Raw genomic sequence first — 14,660 nt, forward strand, 5'->3', positions numbered from 1 at the left:
GGGAGCGGGCTTGTGTGGGAGCTGGCTTGCCTGCGATGGCATCAACGCGGTCTTGAGCTAGACCGAGTTGCCTGCATCGCGGGCAAGCCCGGCTCCCACAGAAAAGCTGCTCCCACATTTCTTGACCGAGCACACTTTGGTTCGGTGATTGCCTAGAAATCCTTGCAAAGGCGCAGGGCGTCATAGATCGCAGCGTGGGTATTGCGCTGGGCCACACAGTCACCGATGCGAAACAGCAAGTACCCCTCACCTGACTCGTTCAGGCAGGGCTGCGGCTTGATCGCGAACAACGCTTCGACGTCGATCTGGCCCTTGTTGCGCGAACCCGGCTTGAGGGCGTAGTAGATCTCTTCGTCCGGACGCACGCCGTTCTCCACCACCACCTGGTCCACCACCCGCTCCTCCTTGGCCCCGGTGTATTCGTTCTCCAGCACCGCGACCAGCTTGTCGCCCTCGCGGTAGACCTTTTCCAGCATCATGTCGCCGGTCATGATCACTTCCTTGGGGTACATGCTGCGGTAGTAGGTCGGGAACGACGTACCGCCAATCGCCACACCCGGCTTGATGTCGTCGGTGACGATTTCAACCTGGCAGCCTTTGTCGGCCAGGAAATCCGCCACCGACATGCCGGTGAATTCGCAGATGGTGTCGTACACCAGCACGTTCTTGCCCGGTGCCACCTTGCCATCGAGCACGTCCCAGCTACTCACCACCAAACCTTCGGCCGCGCCCCAGTGTTCGTTCTGCTCGATGAACGGATGCCCGCCGACCGCCAGTACGACTACGTCCGGGCGCAGGTCGAGGATGGTATCGGCGTCGGCCGCCACGCCCAGGCGCAGGTCGACTTTCAAACGCGCCAGTTCCAACTGGAACCAGCGCGTGATCCCGGCGATCTGGTCGCGCTGCGGGGCTTTGGAGGCCGTGGTGATCTGCCCGCCGATAAACTCTTTCTTCTCGAACAGGGTCACGTCGTGGCCGCGTTCGGCAGCGACACGTGCAGCCTCCATCCCAGCCGGGCCTGCCCCCACCACGACCACTTTGCGCTTGGGCCCGGTGGACTTCTCGATGATGTGCGGCACGCCCATGTATTCACGGGAGGTCGCGGCGTTCTGGATGCACAACACATCCAGGCCCTGGTACTGGCGGTCGATGCAATAGTTGGCGCCGACGCACTGTTTGATCTGGTCGATCTGGCCCATCTTGATCTTGGCGATCAGGTGCGGGTCGGCAATGTGCGCACGGGTCATGCCGACCATGTCCACATAGCCACCTTCCAGGATGCGCGTGGCCTGGTTCGGGTCCTTGATGTTCTGCGCGTGCAGCACCGGAACCTTGACCACTTCCTTGATCCCGGCGGCCAGGTGCAGGAACGGCTCCGGCGGGTAACTCATGTTCGGGATCACGTTGGCCAGGGTGTTGTGCGTATCGCAACCCGAGCCCACCACGCCAATGAAGTCGAGCATGCCGGTGTCGTCGTAATACTTGGCGATCTGCTTCATGTCCTCGTGGGACAGGCCGTCCGGGTGGAACTCGTCACCGCACAGGCGCATGCCCACGCAGAAGTCATCACCCACTTCGGCGCGCACGGCCTTGAGCACTTCCAGGCCGAATTTCATGCGGCCTTCGAAGGTGCCGCCCCATTCGTCGGTACGCTTGTTGACCCGTGGGCTCCAGAACTGGTCGATCATGTGCTGGTGCACGGCCGACAGTTCCACGCCGTCCAGGCCACCGGCCTTGGCCCGGCGCGCGGCCTGGGCATAGTTGCCGATCACGCGCCAGATTTCTTCCGGCTCGATGGTCTTGCAGGTGGCGCGGTGCACCGGCTCACGCACGCCGGATGGCGACATCAGGGTCGGCCAGTTGAAGCCGTCCCAGCGCGAGCGACGGCCCATGTGGGTAATCTGGATCATGATCTTGGCGCCATGCTTGTGCATGGCGTCGGCCAGGTTCTGGAAGTGCGGGATGATGCGGTCGGTCGACAGGTTGACCGAAGCCCACCATTCCTGCGGGCTGTCGATGGCCACCACGGAGGAGCCGCCACAGATCGCCAGGCCGATACCGCCCTTGGCTTTCTCTTCGTAGTACTTCACATAGCGGTCGGTGGTCATGCCGCCGTCGGTGGCATACACCTCGGCGTGGGCGGTACTGAGCACGCGGTTGCGGATGGTCAGCTTGCCGATCTGGATCGGCGCAAACATTGCTTCGAAAGCCATGGCACGGTCCTCGGCTTACAACGGCTTGACGGTGAACAAGCCAGAATCAAAGCCCTCTTCGGAGCCTCCGTAGACTTGTTCGGCGACGGTGCGAATGGTGCTGCCGCGCGCTTGAAGGATCTGGTCCATCGCGCCGGCAAACCAGCCGGTGAACATGTAGTCGACTTTGCGCCCGACCTTGCCGTACACATAGACGAACGCCGAGTGCTCGAGCGTGACGCTGGCGGTGCCTTTGTCGAGGTCGATGTCCTGGATCTTGAACAGGCCCCAGCCGCGTTGCGACAAGCGCTTCATGTAGTGTTCGAACACCGCGACGCCTTCCAGTCCGTGGCATTCGGCTTCTTTTTCACACCAGTGCCAGGCGGATTTGTAGCCGGCCTTGTAGAGAATCTCGGCGTAGGCGTCGGCGCCCAGCACTTCTTCGATGCCCATGTGGTTATTGACGAAAAAATGGCGTGGCACATACAGCATTGGCAGGGCGTCGGAGGTCCAGACACCGGTTTCACTGTCGACTTCGATAGGCAATTGCGGGGCGATCTTGGCCATGGAAACTTAACTCCAGAAAAATTCGTTGTGATAGTGCCGATGGGTGTCTGGCTTATTCGCCCCAGACGTCCTTCAAGACGTTGACCCAGTTTTCGCCCATGATCTTGCGCACCACACGCTCGGGGTGGCCGCGCTTGAGCAGGGTTTCGGTGAGGTTGGGAAACTCGCCCACGGTGCGGATGCCCAGCGGGTTGATGATCTTGCCGAAGCTGGTCAGGCGGCGCGCGTAGCCTTTGTCATGGGTCAGCATTTCGAAGAAATCCTGGCCATGGCCCTGGGTGAAATCGGTGCCGATGCCAATCGCGTCTTCGCCGACGATGTTCATGGTGTATTCGATGGCTTCGGCGTAGTCATCGATGGTCGAGTCGATGCCCTTGGCCAGGAACGGCGCAAACATGGTCACGCCGACAAAACCGCCGTGGTCGGCGATGAACTTCAGTTCTTCGTCGGATTTGTTGCGCGGGTGCTCTTTAAGCCCGGACGGCAGGCAGTGGGAGTAGCACACCGGCTTTTTCGATTCGAGGATGACTTCTTCGCTGGTTTTGGAGCCCACGTGGGACAGGTCGCACATGATGCCGACGCGGTTCATCTCGCCGACGACCTCACGCCCGAAGCCCGACAGGCCGCCGTCGCGCTCGTAGCAGCCGGTACCCACCAGGTTCTGGGTGTTGTAGCACATCTGCACCACACCCACGCCGAGCTGCTTGAAGATCTCGACATAACCGAGCTGGTCTTCGAAGGCATGGGCGTTCTGGAAACCGAAGATGATGCCGGTCTTGCCTTGTTCCTTGGCTTTGCGGATGTCTGCGGTGGTTTTCACCGGGATCACCAGGTCGCTGTTCTCACGGATCAGGGTCTGGCTGGCCACGATATTGTTGATGGTGGCCTGGAACCCTTCCCACACCGACACCGTGCAGTTGGCGGCGGTAAGGCCACCTTTGCGCATATCCTCGAACAGGTCGCGGTTCCACTTGGCAATAATCAGCCCGTCGATAACGATGCTGTCGGCGTGCAACTCGGCTGGGCTCATCAGGCGTCCCCTTATTGTGGCGTTTCACGCGCCGAATCGTCTGCCGGCGCTTTGGGGCCAGCATATGCCCAGGGGCCGACAGAGCCGGGTGCAAAAACGACAGGGGAATTGCCGAAAGCGTCAATCCGCGACAAAGGCTGTTAAGAGAGGTCTGACTGGCGGCTGTTCTTTGTCTTACGCTTGAGCCAGAATTCCCGCATCACCTGATATGAGACGGCGCAATGAAATCGATTTTCCTGGCTTTGGCACTCATCGCAACCGCCGCCCACGCGGCCGACGACACCGACAGCACGCCGTGCGACGGCATCGAAAACGACAAGCAAACCCTGGAATGCGCCTCTTACAACAAGACCACCGCAGAACAACTGCTCAAAGACAACTACCAGGGCCTGCTGGAACGCATGGCCTCGGTCTATGGCAGCGACAAGACCAAACTGGCTGACATTACCGCTCGTCTGAAGGATGCCCAGCAGAAGTGGGAAAAACTGCGCGATGCCGATTGCGCGGTGGACACCTTCCCGGCGGTGAACGGCACCAAGGCCTACGCGATTGCGCAGAATGATTGCCTGGCACGGATGAGTGATGAGCGGTCGGAGTTTTTGGAGTCGATTGGGCAGGAATAAGCGACAATCCCCGTCAATTTCTTTCTGAAGCAGGCTATTCATGACCATCTGCGGCATCGAAATCAAAGGCAGCGAAGCCATCATCGCCGTCGCCTCCCTGGACAACCAGGCGCTGACCCACGTCGCCCTGGCCACCAAGAAAATCGCGCTGGAAGACGATGATGAAGCGGCCAACGTCAAAGCCTTCGCGGCTCAGGTGAAGGCGTTTGTGCAGGCAAACGCCATCACCCGTATCGCCATCAAGAAGCGCAGCAAGAAAGGCGAATTCGCCGGTGGCCCGACCACGTTCAAGATTGAAGGCGTGTTTCAGTTGCTGGAAGGGGTTGAAGTGACGCTGCTGTCGCCGCAGACCCTCAACGCGCAGAACAAGAAGCACAACTTTGATCTGCCGGCGACGCTGAACAAGTATCAGCATGAGGCGTTCAAGGCGGCGTGTTCCGCACTGGTGAAAAAATAGTAGTGAGCGGGCTTGCCCCGCGCTGGGCAGCGAAGCGGCCCCAAACCCGGCACCTGAGTTCTACCTGAAACTCGGCGATGCCTCTATTGGGGCGGCTTCGCCACCCAGCGCGGGGCAAGCCCGCTCACTACAGGGAGAATCGCGGGCAAGCCAGCCCACATTTGGTTTGTGGCGCCTTTAGTCAAGTGTGCGGCTCTTGTGCAGCAGCCAATCGCCGAAGGACTTGTCTTCCAGGGCATAGCCACCTCGGCTCGACTTCCACACCAGCTCTTTGTCCCTCAGTGCGTCAATACAGGCTTGAATGGTCTGAGTGCCTGGCACCATATCGCTGCCCATGTCTTCCAGTTTTTTGCTGACTGCCGTGAGAGTGCTGTCGGTAAACGGGGCAAAGGGTTCGTTGTTCAGCGAACGAGCTACCATCACTTCCAATACCGCGCGCTGGGGAATGGTGAGGTCGTTCCATGCGCTTTCGAATTCGGTCCAAACTCCGGCTCTCAGCAGTTCAGCGCGTCCGTGCAGTAATTGCCCAAGATTACTCGCCTCACCCAGTTCCAGCGCCACTTCACCGATGATGGTACGCAACATCTCGGGCCTGCGACCCACCAACTCAAACGCCTCATCAATATCGCAGGCATCGAACTGGTTGGTGCTCGCCAGGTGTGCATTGAGGTGTACGGTGTAGGCTCGGGTGAACTCCTTGCCCAACAGCGGAAACGGCGTGATGCTGGAGCCGAAAAATGGTTGGCTCTTACCCAATACCAGATGGGCCAGCTTGTCGCGGTTGGATCCGGTGAACACTAGGTGCAAGCCACTGCCGTCCTCGTCACGACCCTGGTTGAGCTGATCCCGGGCGGCCTTCAGCGCGAACATCGCATTGATACCTGAATCACTGGTCAAGGCGTGCTGTGCTTCGTCTATCACCAGTACTACGGGTTTTTCTGCGGCACTGTGGAGCAACTCCAAGGCTTGGGTCAGCGTTGCGCCCACAGGCAATTGTGGCTGGCTAAAGTCCCAAGACAAGGTACGCAGAAAGCTCAGTTTCTCGATTCCAATGTTCTTGGCAAGCTTGCGAATGCCCTTTTCATAGGGAACCAGCGCTGTGGCAATAGCGCTGGCAATCAATTCCGCTGGATCTTTCTCTTTGTCAGCCCACAGATCGACATACACGCTAAGCCAGCCTCGGAGTTGACACTCCGGGATCAAATCCTCGCGCAAAAAAGTACTTTTGCCCGTACGCCGCGGCGCAGCAAGAAACAGGCCTGAGGTGAAATCCTGAATACCAGCCCCCACCAGGCCGTCGGCAATGCTATGCGCCAAGGTGGGGCGACGGAACACAAAGCCAATGTGCTTGGACATGGTTTTATACTCAATTATTGAAAGGACTATAAATTATAGTCGCTAGTATAATTGACTATAATTGCCCGTCAAACCACCTCCCGTCGCCGGTCCTCCCTCGGACATTTCGAAAACCGCGCCCGATAACTTCGGGTGAAATACGACGGCGACTCAAACCCGCACGCAATACTCACCTCCAGCACACTCATATTGCTTTGACGCAAGAGCTGCCGGGCTTTTTCCAGGCGCAGGCCGAGGTAGAAGTTGCTCGGCGTGTCGTTAAGATGCAGGCGGAACAGGCGTTCCAGCTGGCGGCGCGTCACCTTGATCGCGTCGGCCAGCGCCAAGGTGCTCAGCGGCGGCTCGGTGTGCTGTTCCATCTCGCCGATCACTTGCACCAGCTTCTTGTTGTTGATGCCGTAGCGCGTGGCGATCTGCATGCGCTGGTGGTCTTTGCGTGGGCGGATGCGGCCGAGCACGAATTGTTCGGAGACCTGGATCGCCAACTCCGGGCCGTGGGCCTGGGCGATGAGGTCGAGCATCAGGTCGATGGATGCCGTGCCGCCGGCGCAGGTGATGCGGCGGCGGTCGATCTCGAACAGTTCCTGGGTCACGCTCAGGTGCGGATACGACTCCTTGAAGGCGTCGATGGCTTCCCAGTGCAGGGTCAGTCGGTGGCCATCGAGCAGGCCCGCCTCAGCCAGCACGCAGGCGCCGGTGTCGATGGCGCCGAGGGTCACGCCGTCGTGGTCGAGGCGGCGCAGCCAGTGTTCCAGCGCGGGGGTGGCGAACTGCAGCGGTTCGAAGCCGGCGACCACCATCAGCGTCGCGCCCTTTTTCAGCGGTTCCAGCGCGGCGTCGGCGTTGACCGACATGCCATTGCTCGCCAGCACCGCGCCGCCATCGGCGCTCAAAACATGCCAGCGGTACAGCTCGCCGCGAAACCGGTTGGCCACCCGCAGCGGCTCCAGCGCGGAGATAAAGCCGATGGCCGAGAACCCTGGCATCAGCAAGAAATAGTAATCCTGGGACATGGTGGCGCTCTCGTCGGACGGCCAGCGTGGCACTGTGATACTCCCGTTCATGGGCGGATTCAAGAGGACAGGTCGCTGCAGTGCAAGAGCGGGTCGCCGCCGTGCGCTTTACCGCCCCGCAAGCTGCGTAACGTGACCCCACGGCGCACAAAGACGCCGGACCCCACAATAACGACCTGCCGAGGGATCCACCATGAACCGACTGATCAGCCGCAGCGTGCTTGCACTCAGCGTCAGCGCTATTTTGAGCACCCACGTCATGGCAGCGGATGCCGCTTCATGCCAGAACGTACGCCTGGGCGTGGTGAACTGGACCGACGTGATCGCCACCAGTGCCATGGCCCAGGTGCTGCTCGACGGCCTCGGCTACAAGACCAAACAGACCAGCGCCTCCCAGCAAATCATTTTTGCCGGCATCCGCGACCAGCGCCTAGACCTGTTCCTGGGCTACTGGAACCCGCTGATGACCCAGACCATCACGCCGTTCGTCGACGCCAAGCAAGTCAAAGTCCTCGACAAGCCCAGCCTGGAAGACGCCCGCGCCACCCTCGCCGTGCCGACGTACCTGGCGGACAAGGGCCTGAAAACCTTCGCGGATATCGCCAAATTCGAGAAAGAATTGGGTGGCAAGATCTACGGCATCGAGCCAGGCTCGGGCGCCAACACCCAGATCAAGGCGATGATCGCCAAGAACCAGTTCGGCCTGGGCAAATTCCAACTGGTCGAGTCCAGTGAAGCCGCGATGCTCTCCGCCGTCGACCGTGCGGTTCGTCGCAAGGAGCCGGTGGTGTTCTTCGGCTGGGCGCCGCACCCCATGAACGTCAACGTCGCCATGACCTACCTCACCGGCAGCGAAGACGCCCTGGGCCCGAACGAGGGCAAGGCGACCGTGTGGACAGTCACCGCGCCGACCTACGCACAACAGTGCCCCAACGTGCACAAATTGCTGACCAATCTCACCTTCACCGCCGCCGACGAGAGCCGGATGATGCAGCCTTTGCTGGATCACAAGGATCCTATCGAGTCGGCCAAGCAGTGGCTCAAGGATCACCCGCAAGACCAGGCGCGCTGGCTGGAAGGCGTAACCACCTTCGATGGCAAACCGGCTGCGGTCAATCTCCAACTGACTCGCCAATAACCCTTTTCAATCACCGCTTCGCAGCCCCGACCGGCTGCGAACGGCATCATCACGCCTGTAAGGAACCGCCCCATGAACCACGACGTCATCATCACCTGCGCACTCACCGGTGCTGGCGACACGACCAGCCGAAGCCCACACGTGCCGGTCACCCCCAAACAAATCGCCGCCGCCGCGGTGGAAGCCGCCAAGGCCGGCGCCACGGTGGTGCATTGCCATGTGCGTGACCCCGAAACCGGCAAGTTCAGCCGCGACGTGGCCCTGTACCGCGAAGTGATGGAGCGCATCCGCGAGGCGGACATCGACATCATCGTCAACCTCACAGCCGGCATGGGCGGCGATCTGGAGATCGGTAGCGGCGAGAACCCGATGGCGTTCGGCCCCAACACCGACCTGGTCGGCCCGCTGACGCGCCTGGCCCACGTGGAGGCGCTGCTGCCGGAAATCTGCACCCTGGATTGCGGCACGCTGAACTTCGGCGATGGCGACACCATTTACGTGTCCACCCCGGCGCAACTACGGGCCGGCGCCAAGCGCATCCAGGAACTGGGCGTAAAGGCCGAGCTGGAAATTTTCGACACCGGCCACCTGTGGTTCGCCAAGCAGATGATCAAGGAAGGTTTGCTCGACAACCCGCTGTTCCAACTGTGCCTGGGCATCCCCTGGGGCGCGCCGGCCGACACCACCACCATGAAAGCCATGGTCGACAACCTGCCCGCCGACGCTGTGTGGGCCGGCTTCGGCATCGGCCGCATGCAAATGCCGATGGCGGCGCAAGCGGTGCTGCTGGGCGGCAACGTGCGGGTCGGCCTGGAAGACAACCTGTGGCTGGACAAGGGCGTGCTCGCCACCAATGGTCAATTGGTGGAGCGCGCCAGTGAAATCCTCAGCCGCCTGGGCGCGCGGGTTATGACCCCGGCGGAAGGCCGAATCAAGATGGGCCTGACCAAGCGCGGCTGATCCACTCCAGACAACATATAACCCTGTGGGAGCCGGGCTTGCCCGCGATGAGGCCAGTACATCTGGCACTTCTCTACAGCCTGGAATGCCGCCATCGCGGGCAAGCCCGGCTCCCACAGGGGTTCATCACATTATTCAGGAACGTCGCCAATGAGCTTTATCACCGAAATCAAAACCTTCGCCGCCCTCGGCAGCGGTGTCATCGGCAGTGGCTGGGTATCCCGCGCACTGGCCCATGGCCTGGATGTGGTCGCCTGGGACCCAGCGCCCGGCGCCGAAGCCGCGCTGCGCAAACGCGTCGCCAATGCCTGGGGCGCCCTGGAGAAACAAGGCCTTGCAACGGGTGCCTCGCAGGACCGCTTGCGCTTTGTCGCAACCATAGAGGAATGTGTGAAAGACGCCGACTTCATCCAGGAAAGCGCCCCGGAACGCCTGGAACTGAAACTAGACTTGCACAGCAAGATCAGCGCCGCCGCCAAGCCCAATGCGCTGATTGGTTCGAGTACCTCGGGCCTGTTGCCGAGCGAATTTTACGAGGGCTCGACCCACCCGGAACGCTGCGTGGTCGGTCACCCGTTCAACCCGGTTTACCTGCTGCCGCTGGTGGAAGTGGTCGGCGGCAAGCACACCGCGCCGGAGGCGATCCAGGCGGCGATCACGGTGTATGAATCCCTTGGCATGCGCCCGTTGCATGTGCGCAAGGAAGTGCCGGGCTTCATCGCTGACCGCTTGTTGGAGGCGCTGTGGCGCGAGGCCTTGCACCTGGTCAACGACGGCGTGGCGACCACCGGCGAAATCGATGACGCGATCCGCTTTGGCGCAGGCCTGCGTTGGTCATTCATGGGCACCTTCCTGACCTACACCCTGGCCGGCGGCGATGCCGGGATGCGGCATTTCATGGCCCAGTTCGGCCCGGCGCTGCAGCTGCCGTGGACGTATTTGCCGGCACCGGAGCTGACCGACACGTTGATTGATGATGTGGTGGCGGGGACCAGCGATCAACTGGGCAAACACAGCATTTCGGCGCTGGAGCGCTATCGTGATGATTGCTTGCTGGCGGTGCTTGAGGCTGTGAAGGTGACTAAAGCCAAACACGGTATGAGCTTCGCCGAATAACCCTGTGGGAGCTGGCTTGCCTGCGATGGCGGCGGTGAATCTTGCATCGCCATCGCAGGCAAGCCAGCTCCCACATTTTTGACCGAGTACAGACCCATGCCCCGATTAAAAACCTACACCACCAAAATCCAACCCGACTGGGTCGACTACAACGGCCACCTGCGCGACGCGTTCTACCTGCTGATCTTCAGCTACGCCACCGACGCGTTGATGGACACGCTAGGCCTGGACAGCGAAAACCGCGAAGCCAGCGGCCATTCGCTGTTCACCCTGGAGCTGCACCTGAACTACCTGCACGAAGTGAAGCTCGGCGCCGAGGTCGAGGTGCGCACGCAATTGATCGCTCACGACGCCAAGCGTCTGCACCTCTATCACAGCCTGCATTCAGTCGGTGATGAAAAGGAATTGGCCGGCAACGAACAAATGCTGCTGCACGTCGACCTCACCGGCCCGCGCTCGGCGCCGTTCAGCGAGGCCACGCTGGCGCAACTCTCGGCCCTCATCGCATCACACGCCGAACTGCCCAGGCCCGCCCTCCTCGGCCGCGTCATCGGCTTGCCCGGCCAACAAAAAAGCCCCGACCAGCCGTGACTGGATCGGGGCAGAATGTTTTGTGTGAGCCGTACATCCCGAGGGTGACCAAACCTTCAAGCTGTGTGCCTGGGTTCAGTGTGCCGGTAAGTGCGCTCGGTACATGGCCCGAAAACGACACGCTCATAGCCATCTGAGGCATTGACGCATTCTGCCCTTGCCGACTGTTTGAGCGACTACCAGAATCAAGGTCAAACCCCGCTCCCCTCACCAGGATTAAACGTCATGATGCACGCGGATTTGATTGACCAGGACGACCTGCTTAGCCAGTTGCGCTCACTGGGTTTCGAGGTCTCCAGCGGCGCCACCGCCGAACAGGCTTGCGAGTCTGCGGTGCGCGGCTTGAGCGCGGCGCGGGCCAAGGCGCTCAAGGGCATGGTGGAGCAGATGTACACCGGCAGCGCGACGATTTTGCCGGCGGTGCGGCAGGCGATCGATAAGCAGTTGTTGCCCGCTTTGGTGCAGTTCAAGCAGAGCTCTGGCGCCTGATAGATCGCTATCGCAGGCAAGCCAGCTCCCACAGTTTGATCTGTGAACACAGTCAAATGTGGGAGCTGGCTTGCCTGCGATGCAGACGACGCGGTCTAGAGCCTTACACTGGCAAAAGTCGACTCATTGCGCGCCTGGCTCAACGCCGACATCGGCCCCGACAGCGGTGACAACACCAGCGCCTGCGGAATCGGCATCATCGCCACCTGCTGCGTGGTATTGGAGCCAACGCGCTCATCCCGTGGCGGAATGCCGAAGTATTCGCGGTAGCACTTGGAGAAGTGCGGCGTGGACACGAAGCCACACACCGACGCCACTTCGATGATCGACATCGGCGTTTGCTTGAGCAACTGCCGCGCGCGAATCAGGCGCAGCTTGAGGTAGTAGCGCGACGGCGAACAGTGCAGGTATTTCTGGAACAACCGCTCCAGTTGCCGACGGGACACGGCGACATACACCGCCAGTTCATCCAGGTCGATCGGCTCTTCGAGGTTGGCTTCCATCAGCGCGACGATTTCCTGCAGCTTCGGCTGGTTGGTGCCCAGCATGTGCTTGAGCGGCACGCGCTGGTGATCCTGTTCGTTGCGGATGCGTTCGTACACGAACATTTCGGAAATAGCGGCCGACAGTTCACGGCCATGATCGCGGCTGATCAAGTGCAGCATCATGTCCAACGGCGCGGTGCCGCCGGAGCTGGTGAAGCGGTTGCGGTCGAGGGTGAACAGGCGTGTGCTCATGGCCACGCGGGGAAAGGCTTCCTGCATCGAGGCCAGGCATTCCCAGTGCACGCTGCAGTCAAAGCCATCGAGCAGACCGGCGCAGGCCAGGGCCCAACTGCCGGTGCACACCGCACCCAGGCGACGGGACTGGCGCGCCTGGCTTTGCAGCCAGGACACGTGTTCGCGGGTCACGGTACGCTGGATGCCCACGCCGCCGCACACGATCACCGTGTCCAGGGCCGGAGCTTTTTGCATGGCCGCATCCGGGGTGATTTGCAGGCCGTCGCTGGCCCACACCTGGTTGCCGTCGACGCTTAGGGTGGTCCAACGATACAGCTCGCGGCCGGAAAGCTGGTTGGCCATGCGCAGCGGTTCGACTGCCGAAGCCAGGGAAATCAGCGTGAAATTATCCAGCAGCAAAAAGCCGATGGATTGAGGCGCACGGTTCTGGGGTTGGGCCCCGGCGTTGGACGACGTCATCGCGGTATCTCCTCACACAAAGCAGGTGGTGGCCTCAGGCGAGGCTCTTGTTATTACGCTCTCCCTACAGCAAGGGCAGAGGCTTTGAATTGATAGAGCAAATGCCGTGCCTGAATTTGAATGGCTATTCAATAAATCCTAAAAACGACCTGCTGACGCGTCTAAACAAGCCCGTGCCGGACGTAGGGATATGGCCGGAATTGGCCGTAGGAACGAGCCTGCTCGAGGGGTGTGAGCAGATCGGTAGCACTTGTGGGAAGGCGCTTTGAGGGTGTGGGAAAAGTCTGTCACCGCAGGCGCGGTGGACGGGTGGTCAGGCTGGAAATCGTTCGCAAGCTACTTATCTATTTGCGACGCGCTAAAAGGCGGCGGTTTTGGTTCGGGTGTTCACTTTATGCGCAGTGTTGCTTGAACTACCGCTATCGCGGGCAAGCCCGGCTCCCACAGGGGAACGCATTCCAAAGGTGGGAGCTGGCTTGCCTGCGATAGCAGTGTCACTGACTCAACATTCCACAGCACTCACCGCTAACCCACCTCGCGACGTCTCTTTGTACTTGTCATGCATATCCGCCCCGGTATCGCGCATGGTGCGGATCACGCGGTCCAGCGAGATAAAATGCTGGCCGTCACCGCGCAGGGCCATCTGGGCGGCATTGATCGCCTTGACCGCCGCAATCGCATTGCGCTCGATGCACGGCACCTGCACCAGCCCGCCGACCGGGTCGCACGTGAGGCCCAGGTTATGTTCCAGGCCGATTTCGGCGGCATTGCACAATTGCTCCGGCGTCGCGCCGAGGATTTCGGCCAAACCGGCGGCCGCCATCGCGCAGGCCGATCCCACCTCGCCCTGGCAACCGACTTCGGCACCGGAGATCGAGGCGTTCTTCTTGCACAGAATCCCCACCGCCGCCGCACTGAGCAGGTAGTCGACCACGTTGGCCTCGGTGACGTCCTCGCTGAATTTCATGAAGTAATGCAGGACCGCCGGAATAATCCCCGCCGCACCGTTGGTGGGTGCAGTGACCATGCGCCCGCCGGCGGCGTTCTCTTCGTTGACGGCCAGGGCGAACAGGTTCACCCACTCCATGGCGCTCAAGGTCGAGCCGATCACGTTCGGCTTGCCCAGCTCCTGCAGGCTGCGGTGCAACTTGGCCGCGCGACGACGCACATTCAGGCCGCCAGGCAGGATGCCTTCGTGCTTGAGGCCCTGCTCGACACACGCCTGCATGGCGCGCCAGAGCTTCATCAGGCCGCTGCGGATTTCTTCCTCGGAGCGCCAGACCTTTTCGTTGGCCAGCATCAACTCGGCCACGCGCAGGTGGTGGGTCTTGCACAGTTGCAACAGCTCCACCGCGCTGGAAAAATCGTAAGGCAACTCGGTGCGGTCCCTATCTGCCACGCCGCTCTCGGCCTGGGCTTGATCCACCACAAAGCCGCCGCCGACGGAGTAGTAGGTGTCGCGGTGCAACTCGCCCTCATCACCCCACACCACCAGCGTCATGGCGTTGGGATGGAACGGCAGGTTTTCGTCGAGCAGACGCATGTCCCGGGCCCAAATGAAAGGCACCGGCAATCGCCCATCCAGCAATAGCGTATCGGTCTCGCGCAGGGTGTGAATGCGCACGCCGATTTGCGACGGGTCAATCGCGTCCGGCCACTCGCCCATCAGGCCCATGATGGTCGCGGTGTCGCTGCCGTGGCCGATGCCGGTGGCCGACAAAGAGCCGTACAGCTGAACTTCGACGCGCCGAACCTGTTCCAACAGGTCACGTTCACGCAATGCTTGAACGAACAACGCCGCGGCGCGCATGGGGCCGACGGTGTGAGAACTCGAAGGCCCGATGCCGATCTTGAACAGGTCGAAAACGCTGATAGCCATGGCGGTAGAACTCCTCGATAAGCACGGCCAGGCTTGAACGAGGTGCTACG

14 protein-coding genes are annotated in these 14,660 nt (G+C 61.1%); 7 read left to right on the forward strand and 7 right to left on the reverse strand.

Annotation, left to right across the window (positions count from 1 at the left end):
- Positions 1–152: 152 nt before the first annotated feature.
- The 3 genes from dgcA to KVG91_RS10955 are packed head-to-tail and all read right to left on the reverse strand — an operon-like array spanning position 153 to position 3,789.
- Positions 153–2,213: a dimethylglycine demethylation protein DgcA gene (gene dgcA, locus KVG91_RS10945; RefSeq protein ID WP_169377023.1), complete on the reverse strand. Its 2,061-nt coding sequence runs from the start codon at positions 2,211–2,213 to the stop codon at positions 153–155.
- 15 nt (positions 2,214–2,228) lie between these two features.
- Positions 2,229–2,759 (reverse strand): DUF5943 domain-containing protein, encoded by a 531-nt coding sequence (locus KVG91_RS10950; protein WP_169377022.1) that lies wholly within the window; start codon positions 2,757–2,759, stop codon positions 2,229–2,231.
- Positions 2,760–2,811: 52 nt separating this feature from the next.
- A complete protein-coding gene (locus KVG91_RS10955; protein ID WP_015886257.1) occupies positions 2,812–3,789 on the reverse strand; it encodes a dipeptidase in 978 nt (325 codons plus the stop codon).
- Between the two features lie 221 nt (positions 3,790–4,010).
- On the opposite strand from KVG91_RS10955, the gene KVG91_RS10960 reads away from it, so the two are divergent.
- Positions 4,011–4,412: a lysozyme inhibitor LprI family protein gene (locus KVG91_RS10960; RefSeq protein ID WP_169377021.1), complete on the forward strand. Its 402-nt coding sequence runs from the start codon at positions 4,011–4,013 to the stop codon at positions 4,410–4,412.
- 40 nt (positions 4,413–4,452) lie between these two features.
- Positions 4,453–4,869 carry a DUF3010 family protein gene (locus KVG91_RS10965; protein WP_169377020.1) on the forward strand — a complete coding sequence of 139 codons (417 nt, stop codon included), beginning with the start codon at positions 4,453–4,455 and terminating at the stop codon, positions 4,867–4,869.
- 177 nt (positions 4,870–5,046) lie between these two features.
- Here KVG91_RS10965 and KVG91_RS10970 read toward each other — a convergent pair whose 3' ends face one another.
- Both KVG91_RS10970 and KVG91_RS10975 read right to left on the reverse strand, forming a co-directional pair.
- Positions 5,047–6,225, reverse strand: coding sequence for an AAA family ATPase (locus tag KVG91_RS10970; protein WP_169377019.1), 1,179 nt, complete (start codon positions 6,223–6,225; stop codon positions 5,047–5,049).
- A gap of 68 nt (positions 6,226–6,293) precedes the next feature.
- Positions 6,294–7,238, reverse strand: coding sequence for a GlxA family transcriptional regulator (locus KVG91_RS10975; RefSeq protein ID WP_169377034.1), 945 nt, complete (start codon positions 7,236–7,238; stop codon positions 6,294–6,296).
- Positions 7,239–7,431: 193 nt separating this feature from the next.
- Here KVG91_RS10975 and KVG91_RS10980 point away from each other — a divergent pair, with 193 nt between their 5' ends.
- The 5 genes from KVG91_RS10980 (at position 7,432) to KVG91_RS11000 (ending at position 11,532) form a co-directional block, all read left to right on the forward strand.
- Positions 7,432–8,376, forward strand: a complete 945-nt coding sequence (locus tag KVG91_RS10980; RefSeq protein ID WP_169377018.1) for a choline ABC transporter substrate-binding protein — start codon at positions 7,432–7,434, stop codon at positions 8,374–8,376.
- 72 nt (positions 8,377–8,448) lie between these two features.
- On the forward strand, positions 8,449–9,336 hold the full coding sequence (locus KVG91_RS10985) for a BKACE family enzyme (RefSeq protein WP_169377017.1): 888 nt from the start codon (positions 8,449–8,451) through the stop codon (positions 9,334–9,336).
- 150 nt (positions 9,337–9,486) lie between these two features.
- Complete coding sequence (locus KVG91_RS10990) at positions 9,487–10,452, forward strand: L-carnitine dehydrogenase (protein WP_169377016.1); 966 nt, start codon at positions 9,487–9,489, stop codon at positions 10,450–10,452.
- Between the two features lie 96 nt (positions 10,453–10,548).
- On the forward strand, positions 10,549–11,043 hold the full coding sequence (locus KVG91_RS10995; protein WP_169377015.1) for a thioesterase family protein: 495 nt from the start codon (positions 10,549–10,551) through the stop codon (positions 11,041–11,043).
- A gap of 225 nt (positions 11,044–11,268) precedes the next feature.
- A complete protein-coding gene (locus KVG91_RS11000; RefSeq protein ID WP_169377014.1) occupies positions 11,269–11,532 on the forward strand; it encodes a hypothetical protein in 264 nt (87 codons plus the stop codon).
- A 95-nt stretch (positions 11,533–11,627) separates the two neighbouring features.
- Here the strand turns inward: KVG91_RS11000 and gbdR are convergent, their stop codons facing one another.
- The gene (gene gbdR / locus KVG91_RS11005) at positions 11,628–12,731 is read right to left on the reverse strand and encodes a choline metabolism transcriptional regulator GbdR (RefSeq protein ID WP_076953225.1); all 1,104 of its coding nucleotides are present in this window, start codon (positions 12,729–12,731) and stop codon (positions 11,628–11,630) included.
- A 502-nt stretch (positions 12,732–13,233) separates the two neighbouring features.
- The gene (locus KVG91_RS11010; protein ID WP_169377013.1) at positions 13,234–14,610 is read right to left on the reverse strand and encodes an L-serine ammonia-lyase; all 1,377 of its coding nucleotides are present in this window, start codon (positions 14,608–14,610) and stop codon (positions 13,234–13,236) included.
- Between the last annotated feature and the right edge of the window lie 50 nt (positions 14,611–14,660).

This window comes from Pseudomonas azadiae (assembly GCF_019145355.1).
Taxonomy (GTDB): Bacteria; Pseudomonadota; Gammaproteobacteria; order Pseudomonadales; family Pseudomonadaceae; genus Aquipseudomonas; species Aquipseudomonas azadiae.